The organism is Polynucleobacter sp. Adler-ghost, from assembly GCF_018688495.1.
In the GTDB taxonomy this organism is placed as follows: domain Bacteria; phylum Pseudomonadota; class Gammaproteobacteria; order Burkholderiales; family Burkholderiaceae; genus Polynucleobacter.
This window is the reverse complement of the sequence record NZ_CP061320.1, coordinates 288,005-312,455: the sequence shown is the minus strand read 5'-3', so window position 1 is coordinate 312,455 and position 24,451 is coordinate 288,005. Positions and strand designations below refer to the sequence as shown.

The 24,451-nt window shown below is 36.4% G+C and carries 25 protein-coding genes; 6 read left to right on the top strand and 19 right to left on the bottom strand.

What is annotated here, in order from left to right; translation table 11 throughout:
* Window positions 1-11: 11 nt before the first annotated feature.
* From ICV89_RS01680 to ICV89_RS01590, 19 genes are all read right to left on the bottom strand, one after another.
* On the bottom strand, window positions 12-1,904 hold the full coding sequence (locus ICV89_RS01680; protein ID WP_215309121.1) for a TIGR04326 family surface carbohydrate biosynthesis protein: 1,893 nt from the start codon (window positions 1,902-1,904) through the stop codon (window positions 12-14).
* 38 nt (window positions 1,905-1,942) lie between these two features.
* Complete coding sequence (locus ICV89_RS01675) at window positions 1,943-2,710, bottom strand: 3-deoxy-manno-octulosonate cytidylyltransferase (protein ID WP_215309119.1); 768 nt, start codon at window positions 2,708-2,710, stop codon at window positions 1,943-1,945.
* Complete coding sequence (locus tag ICV89_RS01670; protein ID WP_215309117.1) at window positions 2,707-3,822, bottom strand: Gfo/Idh/MocA family protein; 1,116 nt, start codon at window positions 3,820-3,822, stop codon at window positions 2,707-2,709. The genes ICV89_RS01675 and ICV89_RS01670 overlap by 4 nt, the downstream gene beginning before the upstream one ends.
* On the bottom strand, window positions 3,809-4,897 hold the full coding sequence (locus ICV89_RS01665; protein WP_215309115.1) for a histidinol-phosphate transaminase: 1,089 nt from the start codon (window positions 4,895-4,897) through the stop codon (window positions 3,809-3,811). Before ICV89_RS01665 ends, ICV89_RS01670 begins: the two co-directional genes overlap by 14 nt.
* 2 nt (window positions 4,898-4,899) lie before the next feature.
* Entirely contained in the window at window positions 4,900-5,871 is a 972-nt protein-coding gene (locus ICV89_RS01660) for a phosphoglycerate dehydrogenase (RefSeq protein ID WP_215309113.1), read from the bottom strand.
* Window positions 5,868-6,938 (bottom strand): AroB-related putative sugar phosphate phospholyase (cyclizing), encoded by a 1,071-nt coding sequence (locus ICV89_RS01655; protein WP_215309112.1) that lies wholly within the window; start codon window positions 6,936-6,938, stop codon window positions 5,868-5,870. Before ICV89_RS01655 ends, ICV89_RS01660 begins: the two co-directional genes overlap by 4 nt.
* Window positions 6,928-7,665, bottom strand: coding sequence for an SDR family NAD(P)-dependent oxidoreductase (locus ICV89_RS01650; protein ID WP_215309110.1), 738 nt, complete (start codon window positions 7,663-7,665; stop codon window positions 6,928-6,930). The genes ICV89_RS01655 and ICV89_RS01650 overlap by 11 nt, the downstream gene beginning before the upstream one ends.
* A gap of 3 nt (window positions 7,666-7,668) precedes the next feature.
* On the bottom strand, window positions 7,669-8,277 hold the full coding sequence (locus ICV89_RS01645) for an SIS domain-containing protein (RefSeq protein WP_215309109.1): 609 nt from the start codon (window positions 8,275-8,277) through the stop codon (window positions 7,669-7,671).
* Window positions 8,274-9,320: a Gfo/Idh/MocA family protein gene (locus ICV89_RS01640; RefSeq protein WP_215309108.1), complete on the bottom strand. Its 1,047-nt coding sequence runs from the start codon at window positions 9,318-9,320 to the stop codon at window positions 8,274-8,276. Before ICV89_RS01640 ends, ICV89_RS01645 begins: the two co-directional genes overlap by 4 nt.
* Window positions 9,313-10,242, bottom strand: coding sequence for a WavE lipopolysaccharide synthesis family protein (locus tag ICV89_RS01635; protein ID WP_215309107.1), 930 nt, complete (start codon window positions 10,240-10,242; stop codon window positions 9,313-9,315). The genes ICV89_RS01640 and ICV89_RS01635 overlap by 8 nt, the downstream gene beginning before the upstream one ends.
* Before the next feature lie 70 nt (window positions 10,243-10,312).
* Entirely contained in the window at window positions 10,313-11,038 is a 726-nt protein-coding gene (locus tag ICV89_RS01630; protein ID WP_215309106.1) for a sugar phosphate nucleotidyltransferase, read from the bottom strand.
* 11 nt (window positions 11,039-11,049) lie between these two features.
* Window positions 11,050-11,745: an SDR family oxidoreductase gene (locus ICV89_RS01625; RefSeq protein WP_215309104.1), complete on the bottom strand. Its 696-nt coding sequence runs from the start codon at window positions 11,743-11,745 to the stop codon at window positions 11,050-11,052.
* A complete protein-coding gene (locus ICV89_RS01620; RefSeq protein ID WP_215309102.1) occupies window positions 11,742-12,902 on the bottom strand; it encodes a sedoheptulose 7-phosphate cyclase in 1,161 nt (386 codons plus the stop codon). Before ICV89_RS01620 ends, ICV89_RS01625 begins: the two co-directional genes overlap by 4 nt.
* Before the next feature lie 6 nt (window positions 12,903-12,908).
* Complete coding sequence (locus ICV89_RS01615; RefSeq protein WP_215309100.1) at window positions 12,909-13,880, bottom strand: hypothetical protein; 972 nt, start codon at window positions 13,878-13,880, stop codon at window positions 12,909-12,911.
* Window positions 13,881-15,017 (bottom strand): hypothetical protein, encoded by a 1,137-nt coding sequence (locus ICV89_RS01610; RefSeq protein ID WP_215309099.1) that lies wholly within the window; start codon window positions 15,015-15,017, stop codon window positions 13,881-13,883.
* Entirely contained in the window at window positions 15,014-15,664 is a 651-nt protein-coding gene (hisH, locus tag ICV89_RS01605) for an imidazole glycerol phosphate synthase subunit HisH (RefSeq protein WP_215309097.1), read from the bottom strand. Before hisH ends, ICV89_RS01610 begins: the two co-directional genes overlap by 4 nt.
* The gene (gene hisF, locus ICV89_RS01600; protein ID WP_215309095.1) at window positions 15,661-16,422 is read right to left on the bottom strand and encodes an imidazole glycerol phosphate synthase subunit HisF; all 762 of its coding nucleotides are present in this window, start codon (window positions 16,420-16,422) and stop codon (window positions 15,661-15,663) included. Before hisF ends, hisH begins: the two co-directional genes overlap by 4 nt.
* 2 nt (window positions 16,423-16,424) lie before the next feature.
* Window positions 16,425-17,639 (bottom strand): N-acetyl sugar amidotransferase, encoded by a 1,215-nt coding sequence (locus ICV89_RS01595; protein WP_215309094.1) that lies wholly within the window; start codon window positions 17,637-17,639, stop codon window positions 16,425-16,427.
* 58 nt (window positions 17,640-17,697) lie between these two features.
* Complete coding sequence (locus ICV89_RS01590; protein ID WP_215309091.1) at window positions 17,698-19,452, bottom strand: ABC transporter ATP-binding protein; 1,755 nt, start codon at window positions 19,450-19,452, stop codon at window positions 17,698-17,700.
* A 41-nt stretch (window positions 19,453-19,493) separates the two neighbouring features.
* Between ICV89_RS01590 and ICV89_RS01585 the strand changes: the two genes are divergently transcribed.
* The 6 genes from ICV89_RS01585 to ICV89_RS01560 are packed head-to-tail and all read left to right on the top strand — an operon-like array spanning window position 19,494 to window position 24,451.
* Window positions 19,494-20,387: a class I SAM-dependent methyltransferase gene (locus ICV89_RS01585; RefSeq protein WP_215309089.1), complete on the top strand. Its 894-nt coding sequence runs from the start codon at window positions 19,494-19,496 to the stop codon at window positions 20,385-20,387.
* Window positions 20,381-20,599: a hypothetical protein gene (locus tag ICV89_RS01580; RefSeq protein WP_215309087.1), complete on the top strand. Its 219-nt coding sequence runs from the start codon at window positions 20,381-20,383 to the stop codon at window positions 20,597-20,599. The genes ICV89_RS01585 and ICV89_RS01580 overlap by 7 nt, the downstream gene beginning before the upstream one ends.
* Window positions 20,600-21,508 carry an SMP-30/gluconolactonase/LRE family protein gene (locus ICV89_RS01575; protein ID WP_215309086.1) on the top strand — a complete coding sequence of 303 codons (909 nt, stop codon included), beginning with the start codon at window positions 20,600-20,602 and terminating at the stop codon, window positions 21,506-21,508.
* A 9-nt stretch (window positions 21,509-21,517) separates the two neighbouring features.
* Window positions 21,518-22,558 carry an N-acetylneuraminate synthase family protein gene (locus tag ICV89_RS01570; RefSeq protein ID WP_215309084.1) on the top strand — a complete coding sequence of 347 codons (1,041 nt, stop codon included), beginning with the start codon at window positions 21,518-21,520 and terminating at the stop codon, window positions 22,556-22,558.
* Window positions 22,555-23,715, top strand: a complete 1,161-nt coding sequence (neuC, locus tag ICV89_RS01565) for a UDP-N-acetylglucosamine 2-epimerase (RefSeq protein ID WP_215309082.1) — start codon at window positions 22,555-22,557, stop codon at window positions 23,713-23,715. The genes ICV89_RS01570 and neuC overlap by 4 nt, the downstream gene beginning before the upstream one ends.
* Window positions 23,705-24,451 (top strand): cytidylyltransferase domain-containing protein, encoded by a 747-nt coding sequence (locus ICV89_RS01560; RefSeq protein WP_215309080.1) that lies wholly within the window; start codon window positions 23,705-23,707, stop codon window positions 24,449-24,451. The genes neuC and ICV89_RS01560 overlap by 11 nt, the downstream gene beginning before the upstream one ends.

Below are 24,451 nucleotides of genomic sequence, written 5' to 3'. Positions count from 1 at the left end.
TTTCGATTATTTTAAACGTTGTCGTTGATCAATTTTACCCATTTAGTTATTTTTTTATCTAGGCAATAGCTCACATTATTAACTTCCCTATATTCTTTCTTGTTGATGAAATTAAGGATAACTTTAACTAAGCTATCCGCATCCCTAATAAATATTTCAGCGCCACCCTTAAAAATCGGGCTTAAATTTAAATGGTTTCCTTTTGTAACCACAAAAACAGGTACGCCACACAATATGGCATCAACTGCAGCTGATGTTGAATTTTCTGCCAATACAAAATCATACTCATTTATGATTTCGGATAAGGAATTATTCAGCTCGCTAACATCATTTAGTGCATATTTGCTCATATCAAATACGCAATATGGATGCAGTTTTATATGCAGATCAATATTTAATCTAATACATGGCTCTAGATTACTTAATAAATCTAAGATAAATACCGTCTCTTCTTTGATAATCCCACCTAAGATCAAGATTTTAATTTTCTTATTAAAATTTTTTTTCTCTTTGAATGGCATACGCTTTTTAATAGGTAAGTCTAAATATCTTAATGCCTCTACTACCGCTAACTTTTCAAGCGGGATTCCGGCTGATAATGAAGCATTAAATCCATCGAGTCCATTGACGGCCAAAATATCAGGATAGGGTAATGAATAACTGAATTCACCAAGGGAGTTATATGCTCTCTTATCTTCATACAAATATAAATGCCAAAATGGCATAGTTGAGTTTGATACACCTATTAACTTACCATGACCATACTTTCTCCAGAAGTAGATAAAAGCTTTTTCCCAGGGCTGTCCCTCAAAAATATATATCCCAATTTTCTGCCTTGGAATATTTTTTAAAATCTCACTAAAAATAACCTGAAATTTACAGTTTCTCATTGATAGCGGCCCGCGCAAAGAATCATCCCATGCGTCCTTAATTATTGGCCAAATTATTAAAGTAAGGGACTTTTTTTGTAACAAATTTTCAATATTTAAAAGATGAAATGTCTTGAATTGCAGTCTTATCCATTCCCACCATATATTGAATTGTACGGACCAACACCAAAAAGAGTCTATAAAAAAATGATTTCCATTTTTATCATGAGGACCATTTAGAAAATCAAGGTATTTATTTCCACTTGCCGGACTCCTCACATCAGCGCTATATAAAAAATGATGAAAAAAATTATAATTAAGCCCCAATGATTCAATTATGTCGGGAAGAATATTCCACTGAGCAGATCTAAAACATCCTTTTTCTATTGATTTAAAGTCTAAATGGATGAAGTAGGATAAAAATAAAATCTCCCCTCCGTTTTTTGCCGCTCTAATAATCGATCCTCGCTCTCCCAACCCCCTTTTTTTGTAGATCTCTAATAAGCCAATACCAATCGCTTGAACTGCTAGCGGCAGTTTTTTAATCCCAACAATTGCATTAAACTTTGGCGTTAACCCAGTTGAACCGATTATTTGAATGGTAATTCCTAGGGTGCTACATGCACGTTTAATTGAGGTGACTAAATTTGGCTTACCCTCTATTAAGATGCAAACTTTATTTGGTTTTCTCTCAACCAATAAATCCATAATTGCTAATACGCGGATTACATCTTCAATGAAGTCGTATTTAAATGGGCTTTTTTCAGCTAAGGCGCTCATCCACCAATAGCTGGCGCCAGCGGAAACCTGTAAATGCTCCTGTACTTTCTTTCCACGAATGTTCATCTCACCTAGGGCATGAATTTCCGAAAGAAATCTTGACCTCAGACTATCCGATTTTTGATCAATATACTCTGGTAACGAAAGTATTTTCTTATCAGTAGAGTAAGAATCTAGTAGTATTTTTGATGAATTTGGTGCTGCATACCCAATATTCTTTGAATCACAAATCCAAATACATTCTTTTAGCGGCATTTAATATAACGCTTATATTAATAGATGGCCTGAAAAATTCAGTATGCCCCCCAAAGCAAATCCTTCTCCATTGAAGCTTCAACCATACTTAAGTCATTAAGGCTGTCGACTGAAAAGGACTTTATTTCTGGGTATGGTGCTATGTATTGCCTGAAATCCATGTCCAATACCCTGTTACTGTCACAAGCCTCAAGACGCTCCAATCTTGTCTGCTTATGAGCAGTAAATTTATTTAAATTACCCCACCTGAAGGCAAAGATACCATAAATTCTTCTGGCCATATGTTTCGCATCAAATTGTCCCTTGCAATAGGGAACTGGTGCTCTCGATGTATAAAGTATCTCGCCAGACTCATTACTAACAATTTTGACTGTATCTGGATTAAGCCATATAGTTTCGTCTGTTATGTGCATTGCCAATATTGTTGCTTTAATACTAGTGTTTACTAAAAGAGGTTCGAGCACCGCATCAATCATATTTGGTCGCATCATTGGCTCATCACCTTGAACGCACACCACTATATCCTCATCATCTACTTGCAAATTCATTTTTTGCACTGCCTCTGCAACCCTATCTAAGGCGCGCTCATGGTGGCTACCCGTCATTACACAAGGTATTGATTGACGGCTAGCGTATTCTTGAATCTCATTGTCGCAGGTTGCCAATACAAGATTAGACCATCCTTGATACAACTCTGCACGCCTAAAAACATGTTCGATCATTGGCCGTCCTTTAATTAACTTCAAAGGCTTACCTGGAAATCTAGATGCCGCCATTCTTGCTGGCACTACCCCAATTATTTTCATTTCACTTCCGATTTTTCATAATCATTTATTTTATACATACTTGAAAGGAGCTCATTCTCAGATCCAAGCCTAGTGCTATCACCAGCATTTGATACGTCAACCCAGCTCCTAGTTTCATCTGAAATATAAAATGAGTTTAAAAGCTGTATTGTGCTCTCTGCCTCCTCAATAGAAACCGAAAATGGCTGACTTTCATTTAAACTTTTCACAATCTCTTCATAAACCTTTGAATGACCGTTACCGTAAATGTTGCCTGAAAAATCTTCAGAAAACTCTATACATGCGCTAGGTTCAGGTGTGAATACTTGAAGCTCATTGACTGCTATACCTCCAATTTGGGCTAAACCTTTTTCACATACAAGTGATATGCTTGCTTCATAATCATGTGGTCGCGCCGCAGTTGTAACCTCCAAGATGCCTAAGTGGCCTTCTTCAAACTCCAGAACTGCAACTGCAACGTCCTCTACTTCAATATTTGAGCCTATAGTCTTATGAAGACTACTAACGCATCTTACTTTTCCACCTAAATACTGCAACAAGTCGATGTGATGTATTCCCTGGTTTGCCAAACACCCACCATCCATTGAGAAAGTACCCCTCCAGGGAGATAGCTGATAATATTTATCTGTTCTACACCACCTAACGCGCACAGACACACAATGTATCCGCCCAAGCTCTGATGACTGCAATGCGAGTTTGGTCCTTTGAACTGCTTTATTGTGTCTATTTTGAAATACTGGATATATTTTGATATTTGACTCAAGAGCAAGTTTTCTTACCGCCTCAAATTGTGAAGGCTTCATTAAAGTGGGCTTCTCTATGATGATGTTTTTTTTATAGCGCCTAATAACATCCACCGCATGTTCCAGATGCATTCCAGAGGGGGTAATTATTGCAACCGTATTTATTTCTGGATGCATCTTTAGCATTTCATGATAACTACAGTAATGTTTTACTTCATATTTTTTGGAATAGCTAATTGCCTTTTCAATCTCAATATCACACACCGCAATTAGCTCTGCATTTTCCGTTTTAACTATTGAATCGCAATGGTGTCCGGCAATTCTTCCGCAACCTATAATGCCAACCTTAAGCAAGTTATTTGCGGGCATATGCATCCTTTATGGTATCGACAACATTCCGCATGATCGGTACTGGCGCCAACGTGAATCTGGTAAACCCTTTTAATGAATCATGATCAAAAGACTTTCTATACAAGACTTTGAGGTCAAGCCTTTTAAACATCAATTCTTTTAAAGACTCGAAATTGATATGAATAAAGTTTGTTTGACTACGCAAAACATGAAAGCCCAGTTTACCCATTTCCGCACTAAAAAAATCTCCACCCTCATTGATTCTCCCTACGGATACAAGCATTTCTTTTTCAAAATCTAATAATCTAAAAGTATGGTGCGCAGCAATTTCTCCAATTTCATACATTGGACGATTCTTATGAAGATAACTACAAATCTCTGCATTAGTTACACAATAACCAACCCTCAAACCAGCTGAGGCCCACGCCTTTGCAAAGGTTCTTACCACTATTAGATTGGGTGATTGATTTACGAGGGAAACTGCTGACCATTTAGAGAATGGAAAGTATGCTTCATCTACCAATAATAACGAGTTGGTAGTAATACACTTTTCTAAAATAGTCTTGATCTCATTTTCGGAAAAATAATGTCCGGTAGGGCTATCAGGGTTTGGAATGCATACTAATTTGGGCTTGGCACTTTCAATTCTTTTCAACAAATTATTGATGGTCAATGAAGGCCCATTTAGTGTAGGCATGTAATCTATGGGATAGTTTTTCGCCCCATATATTTGACAGTATATTGGGTACATTGCAAAGGTAGGTCTAGTATGGAAAACAACATCACCAGGTTCAATAAATACGTCAAATACCGATCTAATTGCCCCATCACTTCCCTGGGTAAGCATTATTTGAGATGGTGACACCCTCAACCAAGTTGCCATTTTTTTATATAAAGCGCCCAAGGATGGATAATTTGAGCTCTCGCTCCCTTGAAATTCCAGTAAGATTTTTGCGGATACTTTCCGCATCTCAGGATCTAGATTTTCATTTTTATCTAACCAGAGCTTGCTCAAGTCACGATCCTCCTGCAGTCCCGCAAAGGGGCGAATAATTAATTCGCTTTTTAAGGATTTTTTAGGTCTTAAGATCATCTTTAATAATCAAATTGTGCTGAGAAGGACTCTTTTAAGCTTGTCCAGTGATAATAATCATCTAGACCATTAATTGCTGCGATGCCCATATTCCTGATAGCATTAATTGAACTTCCTCCAATATGAGGAGTGGCAATAAAATTTGCCAAGCTTAGCAACGCATTATTTTGAGGGGGCTCACAATCAAAAACATCAAAGATAGCCATTTTAATCCTCTGATTTTCAAGGCAAAACTGAAGAGCCTTTTCATCAACAATGCCGCCTCTTGCAAAATTGATTAAGATGGCTCCCTTCTGCATTAATGCCAATTGATTCATCCCGAACATATATCTAGTTGAACTATCTAATGGCACGTGTATTGAAACTACATCAGACATCATCAACAGCTCTTCCAAACTAACAGCTTTTACACCATAATCCCGCTCCATTTGCGATTTATCTAAGATATCATGAATCAAGATGTTGCATTTAAATGGCGTCAACAACCTAATTAATTCATGGCCAACATGCCCACATCCAACAATTCCTATAGTTGCCCCCGATAACTCTCGCCCAATGATTTGCCTCCATCCTCCATTTTTTACCAAGCTCATGGCATCGTTGGTATTACGCAAAGCATGTATTACCATTCCTATAACCATCTCTGCCACTGATGTTTTATTCACACCCGCAAACCACCCTAACGAAATTTTTTTCTCAACCATTGCAGGAAAATCAATCATATCCAAACCAACACCGTATTTACTGATAACTTTTAATTCGGGTAATTGCGACAATAGATTTATGTCAATTTTTTCAAGAGCAATAATTGCCTTGTCATGACCCCTTAAGAATAGAGCTAAATCTCTATCTGCTAGCGCTTCACCACTATCATTAAATTTGATGTTTCTGTATTTTTCACTCAAAATCCCTCTTAGATAAGAGTCTCGTGAAAATGAACGCGAACATACTGCAACATGAGATTCTAGATTCATGAATAGTAATATTTAAAAAATTCAGAACATTGATTCTTGAAATGGTCATTTAGATCAATGCTTACTTTTGTAATTTTTGCATCCGACCCTATAGGTAACAACACAACTAATTGGTCGCCTAAATTTTTCTTATCCTTAGATAGACCTTCTATTACCCGCGCCACATTAATTTTGATTTTTTTTGCCAACGCATAATTACTTGCCAGCAAACTATGCATTCTTTCAAACTCACTTACAGGCAATAAGCCTCTCAAATAAGAGATATAGTTCGCCATATCCATGCCAATGGTTACTGCAATTCCATGAGGAATTGTAAAGTTCGTGGCTGACTCAATTGCATGTCCAAAGCTATGCCCATAATTAAATAAATTCCTTATTCCCACATCAAATTCATCCCTCTCTATATATTCTTTTTTTATCTCAAGCGATTGAATAATCATTTGATCTAAATAAGTCGAAGTACATTCAAATTTTTTATAGAGAGTTGCAACCTCATCAAACTTAGAGCGTGATTTAATGGCATGAGCTTTAATAATTTCACCCACTCCTGATGCGATTTCACTTTCACTAAGTGTCGTTAAAAATTTACTACATATAAAGACCTTTTCAGGGGGCCAGAAGGTGCCTAAAATATTTTTAAATGAATCAATATTTATTGAGCTTTTCGATCCAATGCATGAATCCGCCTGAGATAAAAGAGTAGTTGGGTAAAACTGCCATCCTATCCCACGCAAAAGGATTGAACTAATAAAACATGTAATATCTTGAATAACTCCACCGCCAATTGCAACTATGCAATGGTCTCTGCGGATTCCATGTCTAACGATTTTTTTTATTACTTCAGTTGTATTTTCTAACGACTTACTAGCCTCAACCGCTTCGACTTGAATCGTATTTTGTAAGGAAAGTATCTTCTCGAGCTTAGATCCATAAATACAAGCAACCTTCTTATCAATTATAAAATGCATTTTTGCGGATAAATCGATCTCCAAAGTTGCTTGAAAATCCTCCACAAAATTTACCTCATATACACCCCGACTTGAGGTTATCTTAAAATTATCTGACACGAGACACCCCACCATCAATGGCCAAATTTTGGCCAGAGATATAGCTATTATCTTCGCTACATAACCAAACAATGAAATTAGCAACCTCATTTGGAGTTGCCAATCTTTTCAGGGGAATAAATTGACTGCTAATATGCTCCATCATTTCTATTCCCAGGGTTTCTCTTGTTAAGTCTGTGGCGGTAAATCCTGGCGCTACACAGTTTGCCATGACACCATATTTTGCATATTCTGCAGACAATGCCACTGTCATTCCATCTAGGGCAAATTTACTGGCCGAGTAGGCGGCCCTACCTGACATGCTAATCTTCCCCCAAATTGAACTAATATTTACAATCCTCCCCCATCCACGCTCCTTCATCGCAGGAAGGGAGGCCTGACAAAGACGAAAAGGAGCAAAAACATTAACCCTCTGAATTGCATTAAAAGTTTCATTAGAAATATCTAGAAAATCATTATTTATGTTCATTCCTGCATTATTGATTAATATATCTGGTTTTAGTTCAAGAAGGTAATTTGCACATCTCTCAATATCCTCCACATGATTAAAATCAAAAAAATTTAGACCATCAGATAATTTCTCATTAATTTGCACAGATCTTCCTGAGGACAAGGCAATAACTTCGTAACCCAAACTTTTGAACTTTTGAGTGACAGCGTATCCAATACCCCGAGAAGCACCAGTTATAACTACACGCCTTATTGTCCCCTCCATTCTGATTGGCATTATCTATTCAAGCTCTTCTTGAGTACGCCTCATTAAATAAGAACCTATAAGATGGTCCAAGATCATGTGAGCATCCTCAACTGGGCCGTATTCTTTATTTCCAGAGGGAACGTGAATATTCAGGTCAACCTTTGATTTCATGGCTCCGCCATCAAAACCAGTTATTCCCACAGTCATTAGACCCATATCGCCAGCAACTTCAATTGCATTAATGATATTTTTTGAATTACCAGAGGCGGATATCCCAACCAAAATATCGCCGGGTTGTCCCAAGATCTTTAATTGACGAGAAAAAATTTCATCATACCCATAATCATTTGCAATTGCAGTTACGATTGCAACGTTATCAGCTAAGCACAATGCCTTCAAAGGCGGCTTAAAGTTATTTACCCCAATTGAAAAATCATTGGCAAAATGACTTGCGGTTGAAGCACTCCCACCATTGCCTATAAAAAATATGGTTTTATTGTTTGCCCTGGCTGACAGCACATATTCAACGAACTTTTCAACGCTTACTAAATCAATTTCATTTAAAACTCTGTTTAAATAAGAAAAATATGATTTTGCGTAATTTTTTATATCTATGTCATACATACTAACTAACTGATTCATATGGAAATCCTTCTAATATCGTATTTATATCGCCAAAGATCATCAGCATAATATATTTCATTTACTAATTTCATAGTATTAAGCGCATCTAGCGATGATCCACTCTTAATATCCTCATTATTTTTTATTGCTTCAGAAAATAAATGAATTTCCTCTTCCCAAGATTTATCTTTATTGTATTTTATAGTGATTTCTTTTGGGTCACCATTATCTAATTCATGATCAGACTCTATGATTGTTAATGTTTCAGCTCCATAACTTTTGGAGCCCGAGAGGATTCCTCCAAAAATAAGGCCTCCATTTTCAAAATTTACCTCTAAGTTGAAGCGGTGACGCCACTGAGTAGCTGATGAGTTCAGCATTGCAACTACACCATTTCTTTTATTTTTCATCAATGCATAAACGTTATCCTCCACATCATAGTTCCAGTGAGTATTCTCAATAAAGCTATAAACTTCATCAAACTCACCGGCGAAAAGCCTCATCAAGTCCACCATATGTATCCCCTGATCCAATAGTACGCCACCTCCTGCAATTTCTCTTTTTGTGCGCCAGTCATCTTGATCAAAAGTCACTAATTTTGACTTTCCGTAGACCCCCCTCATGTTAATAATCTTGCCCAAACGATTGCTACTTGCGATTTTCAAACCCTCTTTTATTGACTCATGATATCTATGGTTAAAGCCGTACATAACCTTAATTGATGGTTTTAACCTTTCAGCATCCATTACTTGCAATACCTCTTGAGCACTTTTGCCAGGAGGCTTCTCACAAAAAACATGGATTCCTCTGTTAACGGCCTTTATAGTCGATTCAGCAGCAACATCATTTGTTAAACAAATAATCATTGCATCTAAATCTTCCTTAAGAAACTCATCAAAATTTTCGTGGTAAGTAACCCCATCATTTTGGCTGGGTTTAAGTGCTTGAATATTCCGGTCACATATTGCAACTAACTTTAAATTTGAATTAGTATCTACAACCTTGCGCCTTCTCTTTCCAACAATTCCATACCCTGCAATACCAACTTTGATTTTATTCATAAAAAAATCTACCCAATAAGAATTTTAATTTACGATAAATAGCTCTCATTCGAAACATAAGGTATGCATTAAATAATGATTTGGATATTTTTTTTGAGTAAATCTTTTCCTCCAAGGAGAATATTTGTTTTGAGAGGTGCTCCGCATTCAAACTCTCAGAACTAAATTTACTACCCCTCCAAGACAAGTCTAGCTCGATATATTCAGATTTAGAAAATAGAGGTTCAAAGTTAAATTCAAAAATTTGCAAAATATTTATATATTTTTTAAAAATAGGCAAAATAAAAATATATCTAAATTTATATCTAAATTTTTTATAAAAATCTACCATTAGAGGGTAGAATTCCTCTACTGATTCATGAAGGTACTTAACGTTTCCATATATACTTCTCAAATAATTTAATACATAAAAGCTATGTGAAATTTTTGAATAGCCAGGGTAGCTCCTTAAAGCTTCTTCAAAAAAAATCTTCATCTGTTTTGTATTGCCTGCAATAATAAAATCGTCAATCGATGCTAGCCCCATAAAATATGATGGGTAAATTTTATTATCCCCAATCCTTGTTAGCGCCTCCTTAAGAACCTGCGGCTTAAAACTTATATCAGCCCTAATTTTTACCACTACCGAACTGTCACCAAACTTCTCTTGAATTTTTTTTATTCCAGCAAGAGTTGAGATTGCCTGTAAATTTGAATTATTTTCTAATTTACCAATCTCTGCTTCTACTAATGGTTTCGGCTTTATATTATAAATTACATCGATTCCAGGTAAGGGATGCTCACCCTCCCACGTAGATAAAATTACATATTCAAATTGATTGACAAGGGCCTCGTAAAATTCTTTGTTAAGATTGCTCTGATAATCTACATGTGATGGCTTAATTTTTTTATATTTTTCTTTTAAATAGCCCTTAGCTTCCAAGCCACGACTTTCGGTTGGGCCCTGTACTACAACACAATATTTCAATTTTTTCAGTTCAGATAAATTGTAATTACAGAAAATTGCTAACTATGGCTTGATTGAAGTATTCGCTAGGGGTACCAAGAACGATCGTGTCGTGCTCGCTATGAGGGTTGCTTGCCTTCACCCGTTTTCCATCCTTCAAAATTTTACGTATTACATCTGAGATATAAATATCGCAATTTTTATAGTAATTTTTATAGGTTTCACCCGATTGAAAAGCATAGAGACCAGAGCTAGCGCAGTTTGAAATTACAATTTTTTCCGCAAGCTCTGTTACGTCATTATTCTCATTACAGACTACATAACTATACTGATGATGATTTGCATGAAAGACATCAACGTAAGCTGCACTTTTTGATAGCGATTCTAGAATATCTTCAAAATTTCGGTTCGTAAGCAAGGTATCGATATTGTGAAAAAGGATAGGCTCACTCATAACCCCCTTATCAACATTTGCAATTAAATCTAGACCTATCATTCCTGTTGCTGCCTGACCATGAGTATCGTTAATTAAAAATAAATTGCCTGTGCCAATTCCACACGATCTCAACAAGGCGTGAATATGGGGTGTGAAGGCATGATCCCTCTTGTTTCCAATTAAATAAATATTTTTAATCTGTCTAGACTTTGAAAATCCCCGCAATACAGCAGATAAAATCGTGCTGTCCCCCCAAGGAAGTAAATACTTCGGAATATTAAATCCCGCATCTTGAAATCTTTTATATTTACCAGCCATTGTTAATATCAAGTTCATATCGCCCCTTATTAATGCCATTCAATGGATGGGAATGTGGTTATATTTTTTATAACCATATTTTCAGGAAGGCTTGCTAGCATGTGCACCATTTTAGCCATTTCCATAGGTTGCAAAAGATCTTTGGTAGAGCCATTACTATAAGGGTTTAGGGGATTCCATAGTTCGGTATTTATTCCGCCAGGACAAATGGCTGTCCCTAGAATGCCTCTAGTTTGTAACTCCTGAGAGATAGATTCAAAGAAACCATTTACCCCAAATTTAGAGGCACTATATATTGATTGATTAATAATGCCAGACTGGCCAGAAACTGATGAAATATAGACTATTCTTGATCCATATCTTAACAATGGCAATGAAAGTAAAGTTGTGTATATAAGGCCTTTTAAATTCGTATCAATTACCCTATCAACATCTTTAATGCTCAATGAATCACAAGGCTTGCTAAGAAAAATACCTGCGTTATTAACCAATAAATCTATTTTTTTGCAGCTAATTTTGATCATCTCAAAACACTTTTCAACAGCATCGGAGTCTGAGATATCCACAGGATATGAATAAAAATTTATGCCTAAGTCTTCCTTCATTTTTTCTAGACGAGATATGTTTCTTGATAGCCCAAGTACACGCCATCCTTTTTTTATAAAAAATTCAGAAATTGCATACCCAACGCCACTACTACATCCAGTAATTAAAATGTTTTTCATTTAATTTGGCCTGTAATTGCAATTAGGGTATCTACACCCTTTTCAATTTCTGACAAAGTTACATCATTAATAAAACAACAATCTCCAATTGAGAATGGTAGCGGCAAATTCTGGGATCCATTGCGGTGTTTTGTTGTATCGCTTAATGCCTCAAAAATAAGTAAAGGCCTTTTAAAATAAGGGTGAATTATCGGTAGTCCAATGTCTTTAGCAACCATTAATATTCTCTCCATATCCCGACTTTGGATAAATCCTCTATTTAACGCCAGTACGGATGAGAAAATTACATCTAACGCAACGGCCTGTCCGTGAGTTAAGCTATCTACAGCCGAATCCTCCAAGGATCTCATTTCAATGATCGGGCTAAAAGAATGTCCAAAGTCAACCTTTCTTTTCAAATCCAATTCCCACAAATTGCTCTCCAATTCTGCCACCATGCCATTTATTGACCTTTGGATGACTTCGTCGGCCTTTACGCAATTAACAAAATCCTCCACTAAAATTCCACCGTAGTTTTCAAGAATTTCAAAAAGTTTTGCATCTTTAATCACGGCCATCTTCAGTATTTCACCCATACCTGAGCGTATCTCCAGTTTAGGCAAGGTCTTGAGAAAGCCCTTATCTAAGTATGAGCAAATTGGCGGAAAGTAAGTCCCCAACCTATTCCTTCTCGTGAAAATATTAATACCAGTTTTAATTCCTACGCTAGCATCTACAAGACCAACAAGGGTTGTGGGAATGCGAATGTAAGGCACCCCCCTTCTATAAATACTTGCCGCAAATCCAACAAGATCAAGCAATACTCCGCCACCTATTGCAATTACTGGCTCAGAGCGCCTTAATAGTCCAAAATCCTCCATTGAGGTTAATATTGTCAGAAGAGATTCAATATTTTTATCGTCTTCTGTTGCATCAATTGCTAACATATGATGTTCAACATCATGGTAATCAAAGTAATTTTTTATATCTTCCAAGTAAAATTCACAAATATTTCTATCAACAACTATTAACCTTCTATTATTTGCGCTTGATTTAATTGAAGAAGATAAAGCAATATTTAAGGGATCAAATAAATACTGCCTTGAAGCGATAATTGAAAAATTTATATCTTGGGAGCTAGATATATTCCAGCAATCTTTATCTTGAGTATTTAGCATTGGATTTTAATTTACTACCTTTGCATACAAATATGAGCTATATATGTAAAAAAATTTCATTTTATTTACATCTATTTTCATTTTAAAAGGGAGCATGCGGATAAATTGAGAAACTTCAAATAATGAAATCATTTTTAATTCCTCTTTGGAGAAATTTGACTGTAAATACTTTTTGTACATATCATTAAAAATTTTGACGCCACTAGGAATATCTAGGTCAATGCTAGCGCTTAATTCGTTGACTGTAGTATTTGCCTCATTGTAAAGCTCATAATGAGAATTACATGATTGGAGAATCTGGGATGACTCCAACATAATACAGTCTAGTATATTCTCTTCATAGGGATCAACAAAATAAATCCTATCGTCTTCAGCAGAATAAAGCATGTTTTCTAATGTCATATTGCCATGTGTAAAAACCTCATGCCCTTCCCTGTAAAGCTTGATCATAAGATCCTTCATCTCCTCAAGACAATGGGAAATGCCAAGAATCTTTTCATTATTAAAGTACACATATCGTTCGCTAGCTAACCTCTCAAAATCAGGATTTGATATACAGTCATTAAATTTCCGATCCACCTCCTCCTCAAAGTACAACGATATCCCACCCATACTTGAAGGAATTTTTTGAGAATGTATAATATTATTTGCTTTAGTTATTGCCTTAATTATTTTTGAAATGGACTGCTCATCAGAATTGATCTTTAAAAAATCAATTACTGTGGTTGTATTTTGTATGTATTCCATATCGAAATAGGCACAATTACCATTACAGCCAAACTCTATAACTTTTGGAAAAACCCCGGGGAATAGAACCCCAAATCTCTGAAGTTTTTTTAATTGCGAGTACCATCTTTGGAAGCCATATTCTCTATTTTCGGAGAGAGAAACTTCTTTTCTAACGAATAGGCCTCCCGTAGAATCTTTACAAAGATAGGTGCCACTAAGAGACCCACCCTTAAGCTTTATTTTATCCATTTAGATTTGTAAAACCTTGTCAACAGCTGGTATGACGATATCCCAAAGCTTTATTTTTGTTGAATTTTTGGTTTTGATATAGTGATGGATATAGTGTTCATATTTTTTTTCATCAAACTCACTCCAACTCCCGACATCTGATTCATAGTCATTCGACTCTATGTACACTGGTTTTTTATTTAAGGCGCTAGCCATGGCTTCTACATCTAGCCCAGAATTTGAATTCTCTAGACATGAAGCCGTAAGAATAATTATTGGCTTTTTAAATAAAATTGCAATTTCCATGGCCGTACTAGAATGCCCTACAACTAATTTGCTATTTGCGATTAAATCAAATGTTTTTCCAGAAATAATTTGGTTGTGATTGAAGTATTTTTCAAAAAATTTTGAATCATCAGATTGTGGACCGAGTGCAATGAGTACATTTGCATTTAAAAGTTTCGAGAAATGCAATAAAAAATTTTTAATACTGAAGTAATAATTATCAACATCTTTAATTTGCACTGTATTATTTGATCGCGAGTATAAATCATCAGGATGATTATGGAAACTCTGATCTATATAAACTACCTCACTAGCTTTATATTTAATATTTTCTACAGCTAAAAACTTATCATAATCGTAATTATGTGCAAAGATTTTATGTTTAATATTTTTGTATCTAAGGCACGAATAGTCCCCAGAAAGCACAACTATATCTGGCTTAAAAAATAGATTAAAAATTTTATTAATTGGGTATAAATATAAATTAACAAATGAAACTCTAAAAATTAGTTTTCTTTTTCCCTCTGGCACTCCACCACAACTCATCACCATGCGTTTTATATTTTTAATGGCCAAACATAATCTCAACGCATTTATTAAAATACCATTACCATTAAGTTCATCGATATATATATGCACATGATTTAAGTTTTTAACTATTGTATAAAACTCCAAGTAGGAGTGCACTAGGATTATTTTGTTATTCCTTTTTTGGTTAATATAGCCCTGCCTTAGGGATGCTTTTCTTTCCAGCAGATAAGATAAATCTATTGCAATAAACTTCCACCCCCCCTCCTCCCACTTAACCAAGGAAAACTTATCAAGGGTATTTTGATTAATATATCTATCTGATATTAACAGTATTGTTTTCATGATAATCTTGTGAGAAAGTTGCTAAGGATTTTTAACCCATCTAGTCCGCTCTTCTCTGGATGAAATTGGCACCCATAAATATTCCCCTTGCGCACAACGGTTGCAATTCTATTATCGCCGTAGCTACATTCTGCAAGAACACTCGAGTTATCCTCCGTTGATAAGGCATATGAATGGACTAAATAAACTGCAACCCCATCTTTACAACCGTTAAGTATTGACTCATCCCAACAGCCCAATTTGGTTTGGTATATTTTCGTCCACCCTGTGTGCGGAAGCCGCAGCTCTGCGCCACTTGCCGTCTTTGTATTAATTTTTTTGACTTTTCCTGGTATTAAATCTAAACCGTGACTAAGTTTGAACTCTTCGCTTGATGTCGCTAACATTTGCATACCCAAACAAATTCCTAGCAGCGGCCTATTAGATGCTGCGTATTCTAAGATTGGTCCGGTTAATTCACGCCTATTAAGCTCTAGCATTCCATCTGCAAAAGCTCCGACCCCAGGCAAAACAAGTTTCTCCGCTAATTCAATGTCCCTTGGAGTCCGAGCAAGCCTTACTGTGGCACCACATCTCTCAAATGCCTGCTGAACACTGTATAAGTTTCCAATTCCGTAATCAATTATCGAAACATTCAAAAGACTCATATCACCCTAACGGAAATATTGTTTTCTAATGCAGTTTGTCGAAAATCATTAAAAGTAGCGCGCTCATAATGAATCGAATCAGCAAATGCAACAGCATTTGCCTTGCCAAATTTAATTACATCAACTAAATGTTGGGGCGCTCCATATCCACCACTTGCAATTATAGGCACCTTTACCGCTGAACTAATTGCCTTTACTAGTTCTAAATCAAAACCTTTACGCGTTCCCTCTTGATCTATAGAGGTGATCAAGATTTCCCCCGCTCCAAGTTTAACCCCCTCTTTGGCCCACTCAATCACATCCCACCCTGATTTCTCTCGTCCGCAGTGTGAGTATGCACTCCAAGATCCCTCACTTTGACGCTTAGCCTCAATTGAAAGTACCAAAGACTGAGAACCAAATCTCCGCGTAATCCGATTAATTAAGGATGGGTCAGCCAGAGCGGCAGTATTAATTGCTACCTTATCCGCCCCTACACATAAAAGGTCTTGAACATCATCAACGGAGCTGATGCCGCCACCTACAGTCAATGGTACAAAAACATCATGTGCAGTACGCCTTACAATTTCAGTCAACTTACTTCGCCCATATAAGCTAGCAACGACATCCATGTAAATAATCTCATCGGCGCCATGTTCATAATATTTTTTGGCATATTTCTCCGGTGCGCCAATAATTCTTAAGCCCTCAAGATGAACTCCCTTAATTAAGTTAGGCCCTTTTACATCTAATCGGGCTATCAACCGTGTTAGACGCATGCTCACGAGGCAAATTCCTTCCAAACTGCATGTTTTAGCCTCCATAATCCATCTTCTTTACCCCATAAATGAGGCGATCTAAATACGTCAACCGTAGCGTGGAATTGATCCTCGGTCAGCGAGATATATTCGAGAAAATCCTTAAAATATTTCGTCGGGAACTCTTCGTCGTATCGCTTAACCAGGAGAACCGCTTCTTCACGCGTTATTTTTCCATTGCGCACTTCTTGTGAAGCATCGTAAGTTGCCCGACCTATGCCAAACTTTACTAGCGTTGTGAAATAGTGGAACATATCGATCCTATCATCGATACTGCTGTACTTAGAGTATGTTCCCTCAGTGCGCTCAGTGTTAGCCTGAAAGCCTGTGTGCTCAGTGGCATAGTAATAACATTCCTGAGGATCCCACTTTAAATAATATCCCAAATAATGCACTTCAATACCACGTTGCTCTAAATAGTCAGCGCTAGGGGGAATATAGGGAGCAAAATCATTCAATGTAAAGTCTGTTTCTGCCAAGATGTCTCTTATTTTTTTACCCCCCAATGCAATGTCCCCGGGGTCACCGATAGAAAAAAACTTTCGATCCATTGTTGGTCGAAAGTTGTCATTTGGATCATTTCCATATTCAGCTTGATTTTCGCCATACATAACGAGCTTAATGCCAAACTTTGCAGCCATTAACGGCCCAATCATCCGCTGACCGACAATGAAAGGTTGAAATGGGTGCAGCAAATTCAAAAAAGCCTGACGTGTAAGATAACGATGCAGGTGTCCGCTCGGAGTAAATAAAATATTATCTAAACCTCCAACATGAATCCAGTTTTCAAAGTTTTTCCAGCCTATATCAGTGTACTTATGGGGGGCCCATGTAACCGTTAATGGATTCATTCCATATTTATACTTGAGTATATGTGAGGCATACGCGCTATCTTTCCCGCCACTTCCCGGCACTACAACATCATAACTACCATCCTTGCTTCTAAATTTATCAAGAGTTTCGATTAATGATTTTTCTCGTTGATCCCAGTTAATTTTTCCAGCCTTAACCTCTTGGTAACGGCATGCATCACATACCCCATCCTCATCAAAACAAATCGTAGATTTTTTTTCATCACTTGTATGCTTAAATTCTACTGTTGAACTTGGGCGTTGATTTGAAATAACACACCGCTTACAAAAAAGAACTTTCTCTGGTAAGCCAAAATATGCAGTCATTGTATTTCCTTTTAAATATAATTTTTACTCTAACTAAATAAGATTTATACCCAAAAAGCTATATTAGGCTATCTTTTTGAATTAATCTCTTATTCTTAATTTCATATATTTTATTGCATGAATTTAAAGTAGAAATTCTATGCGCCACCATGATAATAGTAAGATGTGAATAGAAGCCATGAATTGATTCGATAATATTAGACTCTGTATGATTATCTAGTGCGCTAGTAGCTTCATCGAGAATAAGGACTTTAGGATTTTTATATAAAGCCCTAGCAATTGCAATTCTTTGCTTTTGCCCGCCTGATAATTGAACGCCTCGCTCTCCAACATGAGTCATAAGTTGATTAGGCATAGACATAATTTCATCAAATAAGTTCACCCTCTTAATTAACTCAATAACAAAATCGTAATCAATCATATCAATAGATAGCCCTAGCGCGATATTTTCAATTAAAGTGCTATCAAACAAAAATATATCTTGGGGAACATAAGCGATTAAATCCCACCAAGATGCAGAATTAGATGAGTCAATTTCGACATTATCAACAGTTAAACTCCCGGATGTAGGCCTTACTAATCCTGAAATTAGGTCAATCAGCGTACTTTTACCACCCCCAGTCACTCCAATTAGTCCAATACTATCACCACTCTCTATGGTTATATTAACAGCCTTCAAAATAAAGTTATTTGGAGTATAAGCAAAATATACATCATTTAATTTAATGCATTGATGAAAATCTAAACCGTCAATAATTGAGCTACTTTTATTGGGTAATGGCTGTTTAATCGCCCCAATAACGTCCCTTAAGCTATGATATGAACCCTGTAGATTTGACCATGAAACATATGTATTTTGAATTAATGGGATTAGACGTTGAGCACCTAAAGTTATAGCAGCCAAAATCGGCAGTGCAAATTCTTTCGGCATACCAATTAACACAACAAGTACAACTGAAGAAATTGCTATCAATAAAACCCCAGCCGCCTCTATGACATATCTTGGAGATTGACTAATTGAGATATTTGAACCCTGAGACTTTCTGAGTGCAGAATCATAATCTTTGTAACGAGATACATAGAATTCATGATTATTTCCAAGTATTACCTCCCTAATCCCACCCAAAGATTCCTGCAAAAGCTTCATTATATTCTCAGAGGATTTAGATATTATATTACTGTTATTTAATAATTTCTTTTTGCTCTTAAATAACACAAAAAAATATAATATTGATATTACTATAAATAATACAAATATTAGAATTGGTTTTATTATAAACAATATTAAACTAATAAAAAAAATTAATATACAAGAAGAAATTAAATTAATTACAGATAATACACAATTGTGTATTAGTCCATTTGTTTTTGTTATTATAATATCGATTGGAATACTACTGCTTCTAGATATATGAAACAAATAATTTTGATGTATTGTTTTTTTATATAAATCAATGCTTAAGTCGGATCCTATAGCAAATGAATATTTTGTATTTGCGTATAGTAAAAGCAGTCTGATAAAAGCGGATAATATTACTGCAATTGAAAATATTACTAAAAATAAATAAATAACAGATTCACCTTCTACACCAATCAATTCTAGGGCAGTTTTGGGTATGTATGGTTGATCAGATGGATCTGGGGACAATAAAATTCCAATAAAAGGCAATACAACTCCCACACCTATTACCTCCGATATGGAAGCACATATCATCAATATCACTAAACCCATAAGCTGAAAATGTCTTTGAGTGCTTAATAAGCCCCAAGCCTCCACAAGTAATTTATATAAAGTTTTTTGATTGGTTGTCATATGTAAAATAGAGCGTTAAGTAATCACCGGAAAATTAAAATATGAATGCCCCCATTACCAGATTCGATACAGAGGTTGATTGTATAAAAAATGGTGCTCCATTCGCCAAAGAAGCAGATAGTTTTTTAAACTTTATACAGTCTCTGCCAACGACGCCAGATTCATTCTTTCAAAGAACTATCATAGCATGGGAACTTTTTCAAAGAACTGATGAAATGCTTTGCAGGTCTGACTTTGAATGTGTAGATTTTTCCAATTTATTATCGGACATAACCCTAAGAGCGAAACAATTTAATGATTCAATCTCGTACTTTAAATCTCAACTAGAATTTCAACCTCATTCTAATAAATTGCTTGATTTTAAAGTGGAGACACAAAATCATTACGGCAGTCTTTTTTCTAAATTTGATGAGAATCACTACTATATTGAGTCTTTAGAGCTTCTTAAAACTCGTTTGGAAAGAAATCAAGTCAATCTTGGCAAGATTGGCGATAAGATTGCGCTAGATGCTGGTTGTGGAGGCGGAAGATATACTTACGCTCTTAGCGCACTTGGTTTTAAGCACGTCACTGGGATTGATTTTTCTGAGTTAAATATTAATACCGCATTAGATCGCCACAAAAGAATCTCCCCTAAAACCTCTTTTAAATTAGGGAGTGTTCATAATTTACCTTTTGCGGATAATACTTTTGACTTTATATTTTCCAATGGAGTCCTTCATCATACCGAATCAATTCCTCTTGGATTAAAAGAAATTCACAGGACTCTAAAACCACATGGTGAATGTTTTTTATATCTTATCGAAAAACCAGGTGGACTTCACTGGGATATGACTGAATTACTAAGGAATGTAATGAAACCGTTGATCAACATATCGCACAAGCAATTTTTGAAATGCTGGGAACCCCAACCAACAGAATTTTTTACATGCTAGATCACATAATGGCCCCCATCAATACAAGAAGCACGCAAGATGAGATTGAAGGTTTATTAGTTGACCATGGTTTTCAGTTCGAACGTCTCAAGCGTGGTTGTGATTTTGATCAAGTTGAATATATCTATCAAAAGAATTTACAGGGCTTAACGAAGGATCTTGTATGGAAACATGGTGTTGGTGAAAATAGGTATTTATTAAAAAAACTATAGATGAATGCTATTAAAGCTGTTCTACACTCCAAATTCAATCCTTCAAATTTATTGGCCGAATCACCTATCTGGGATGATATCAACGGCTTAATTTATTGGTGTGACATTCTTGGCAAAAAAATTTACGAGCTTCACTTAAAAAGCGAGCTACTAAGGAGTTGGGTAACTAATGATGAACCTGGTTGCATTGTTTTATGTGCACAAGGTGGATTAATAGTAGCCCAATCTGATGGAATTTATCACTTAAATACTGAGCTAAGTATATTTACCCTCCTAATTGAAGCGCCCTATGATAAAACATTAATTAGATTTAATGATGGGAAATGTGACTCATTCGGCAGATTGTGGGTAGGATCGCTTTATCGCTCCAAAGATCGTCCGCTAGGAAATCTTTATACTTTTTTTTTCAAGGATGGCACCCCATATCTTAGGTGCGTTGCAGATAATAATATTACAGGAAACGGTATTGCTTTTAGCCCGGATCAAAGATTTATTTACTGGTCAAACTCCACAAATCAAATTATTGAAATATTTGATTTAGATATTAAGACGGCAAATTTGCGTAATAGGCGTTTGTTCTTTGATTTTAATGATTGGCCGAATTACAAAGGAAAGCCAGATGGTGCTGCCGTAGATCAACAGGGAAATTATTGGGTAGCTATGTATAACGCTTCAGAGATAGTGGTTCTCTCTCCCGATGGAGCGGTAATCGAAAGAATGCAAATGCCAGTGAAAAATCCAACGATGCCATGCTTTGGTGGAAAACATATGGATAGCCTATTTGTTACCTCCTCTGTTTATAACTCAAACAATTCAGGTATTGATCACTCTGCTTTTGCAGGCCAAATATTTTCATTTCAAACCAATGCATGCGGTGCACCGTGTTATTCCTTTAACCTCGCCTCATAAGTTAAGATCATGTCAAAAATTAACTCTATATTTCAATGCAATCAAACCCCATTTTTGATTGCTGAGATAGGACTGTCTCACGATGGTAGTCTCGGTTTCGCGCACTCTATGATTGAAGCGATTTCAAAGACTGGCTTTGATGCGGTCAAGTTTCAAACCCATATTGCATCCCATGAGAGCAGTCTAGATGAGCCTTTTAGAATTAATTTTAGCTATCAAGATAAAACTCGCTATGATTATTGGAGAAGAACTGAATTTACGCTTGAAGAGTGGAGGGGGCTTAAATCTCATGCTGAGGAACTAGGTCTAATTTTTCTGTCATCCCCATTCTCAATTGCAGCAGCGCAGATGCTAAATGAAATAGGAATATGCGCATGGAAAATTTCTTCCGGTGAAATACACTCAAGAAGATTGCTGGAATGGGTAGCCAATACAAAAAAGCCGATTATTGCCTCTACTGGACTGACCACCTTTGATGAAGTTAACGCTTTGGTAAAATTTCTTAACTCAAAAGCCCCAAATAGATATGCAATTTTGCAATGCACCACGGAATACCCAACTTTAGCCGAGAATGTTGGCATAAACGTATTAGATAAATACATTTCCATGTTTAATTGTCCCATTGGACTATCTGATCACTCAGGGGTAATTTGGCCCGCTATTATCGCCGCATCCAGAGGCGCCAGAGTTATAGAGGTACATGCAACATTTAGCAAATGCATGTTTGGCCCGGACACAACATCATCCCTGACAATCGAGCAACTCAAAGAACTAAAGATTGGGGTTGACTTTACTTATAAGGCAATATCTTCAGATTTTGATAAGAATAAAAATGTAAACAAAAAGATATCAATCAGAAAATTATTTTCCAAATCAGTTGCAGCATGTCGAAATATTGAAAAAGGAAAATTATTGAAAGAGGCTGATATTGTTTGGCTAAAACCAGGGTTTGGTATAAGCGAACAAGATTATGATCAAAAATACTCCAAAAAGAAATTATCCCGTGATATTTCAGCTGGTGAATTTTTGCAAGAAGGGGATTTTGAGTGAACGGGAAAAGAAATATATGTGTTGTTGTAGCATCGAGAGCAAACTATGGTCGCATACGATCGCTACTCTCAGCTTTACAAGCTAATTCAAACATTAACCTTCAAATTGTTGTTACTGCATCTGCTTTACTTTATAGATTTGGTGAGGTTATCAAACTTATTGAAAGCGATGGATATAACGTTTCGGCAAAAGCCCATGTTGTTTTAGAGGGCGATACGCCCTCTGCCATGGCAAAATCTACTGGTTTTGCGATACAAGAATTAACAACAATTTTCGATTTTTTAAAGCCTGATATTGTTCTTACTGTTGCCGATAGATACGAAACACTTGCAACAGCTGTGGCTGCATCTTATATGAATATTCATGTAGCGCATACTCAAGGGGGTGAGGTTACGGGCTCGATCGATGAATCGGTTCGACATGCGATTACAAAACTTGCACATTTTCATTTTGTTACAACTGAATTATCAAAAAAACGCGTTATTCAAATGGGGGAAGATCCCTCAAGGGTTTTCTTAACAGGCTGTCCGTCTATTGATGAAATTACAAATACGGATCTTCAAGTAACCCCTGACTTGCTAGAAAAAAATGGTGGCGTGGGGGCAACGATAGATTTAAATAAGCCTTATTTACTGGTCTTACAACATCCTGTAACAACGGAGTTTAATTTAGCATCATCACAAATTAAAGAAACAATCGAGGCTTTAAATAGAATTAAGATGCCGACGATATGGTTGTGGCCGAATATCGATGCAGGTAGCGATGCAATCTCTCATGAACTCAGATCATTTAGGGAGACAGAAAATCCAGGCTGGTTGAGATTGCATAGAAACTTTAGCATTCAAGACTACGCCCGCCTCATGAAAAACTGTGCTTGCTTTATTGGAAATTCCTCAAGCGCTCTCAGAGAAGGGGCATATTTAGGTACGCCTGCCATCAACATAGGCAGCAGACAGTTTAATAGGGAAAGAGCTGAAAATGTTATTGACTCACACGCAATCTCATCTGAAATCGAAAAGTTGATAAGAATACAAGTCTCTCACGGTCCATATGCCAGCAATCCCCTCTTTGGCAATGGAAATTCAGGACTAAAAATTGCACAAATTCTTTCCACGGTAACTCTAGGAAGTACGCAAAAGGTATTCCATGATCTTTAAAAGCCGCCAACAAAATACTAGTGGGCGTACCATAGCAGTCATAACAGCCAGAATGGGGTCCAAACGATTGCCCGGGAAAAATTTAAAGGCAATTGGTGGAAAACCTTTGATAGCATGGACATTTGAATGTGTTTGTGCTTGTCGCGATCTTTTTTACGACATAGTTCTTTCTACCGATGATCCAGAAATTATCGAGCTTGCAGATAAATATAATATTTCAGCTCCATTTATTAGGCCTCCTGAACTTTCAAGTGATGACGCCAGTTCAGTAGCAGTTCTTCAGCATGCAACCAATTTTGTGGAAACTAGAGACAAAATAGTTATTGACTGGATCCTCACTCTGCAGCCTACCTCGCCACTTCGACGACCCTGCGATATAAAAAATTCCATTCAATTAATTGAAACCCTAACTTGCGATAGCCTAACCTCAATCACTGAATCAAAAAATCATCCTTATTTAACCAAGAAGATTGATCCCGATGGATACCTTACCCCCTTTATCTCGCAAAGCGATCAGAGTATAAGGCGACAGGATTTATCACCTGCATCCTTCTCTAGAAATGGGGCCATCTATCTAACTAAAAGAAATATTCTTATGGGTAGTAATTCCATGTATGGAGAGAAAACTGTTCCGTACTATATGCCAATTGAAAGATCTGTTGATATAGATGATAAGTTTGATTTTTTTATTGCAGAACAATTAATGCTTTGTGGCAAAGCATTTGAGGCGCTCTAA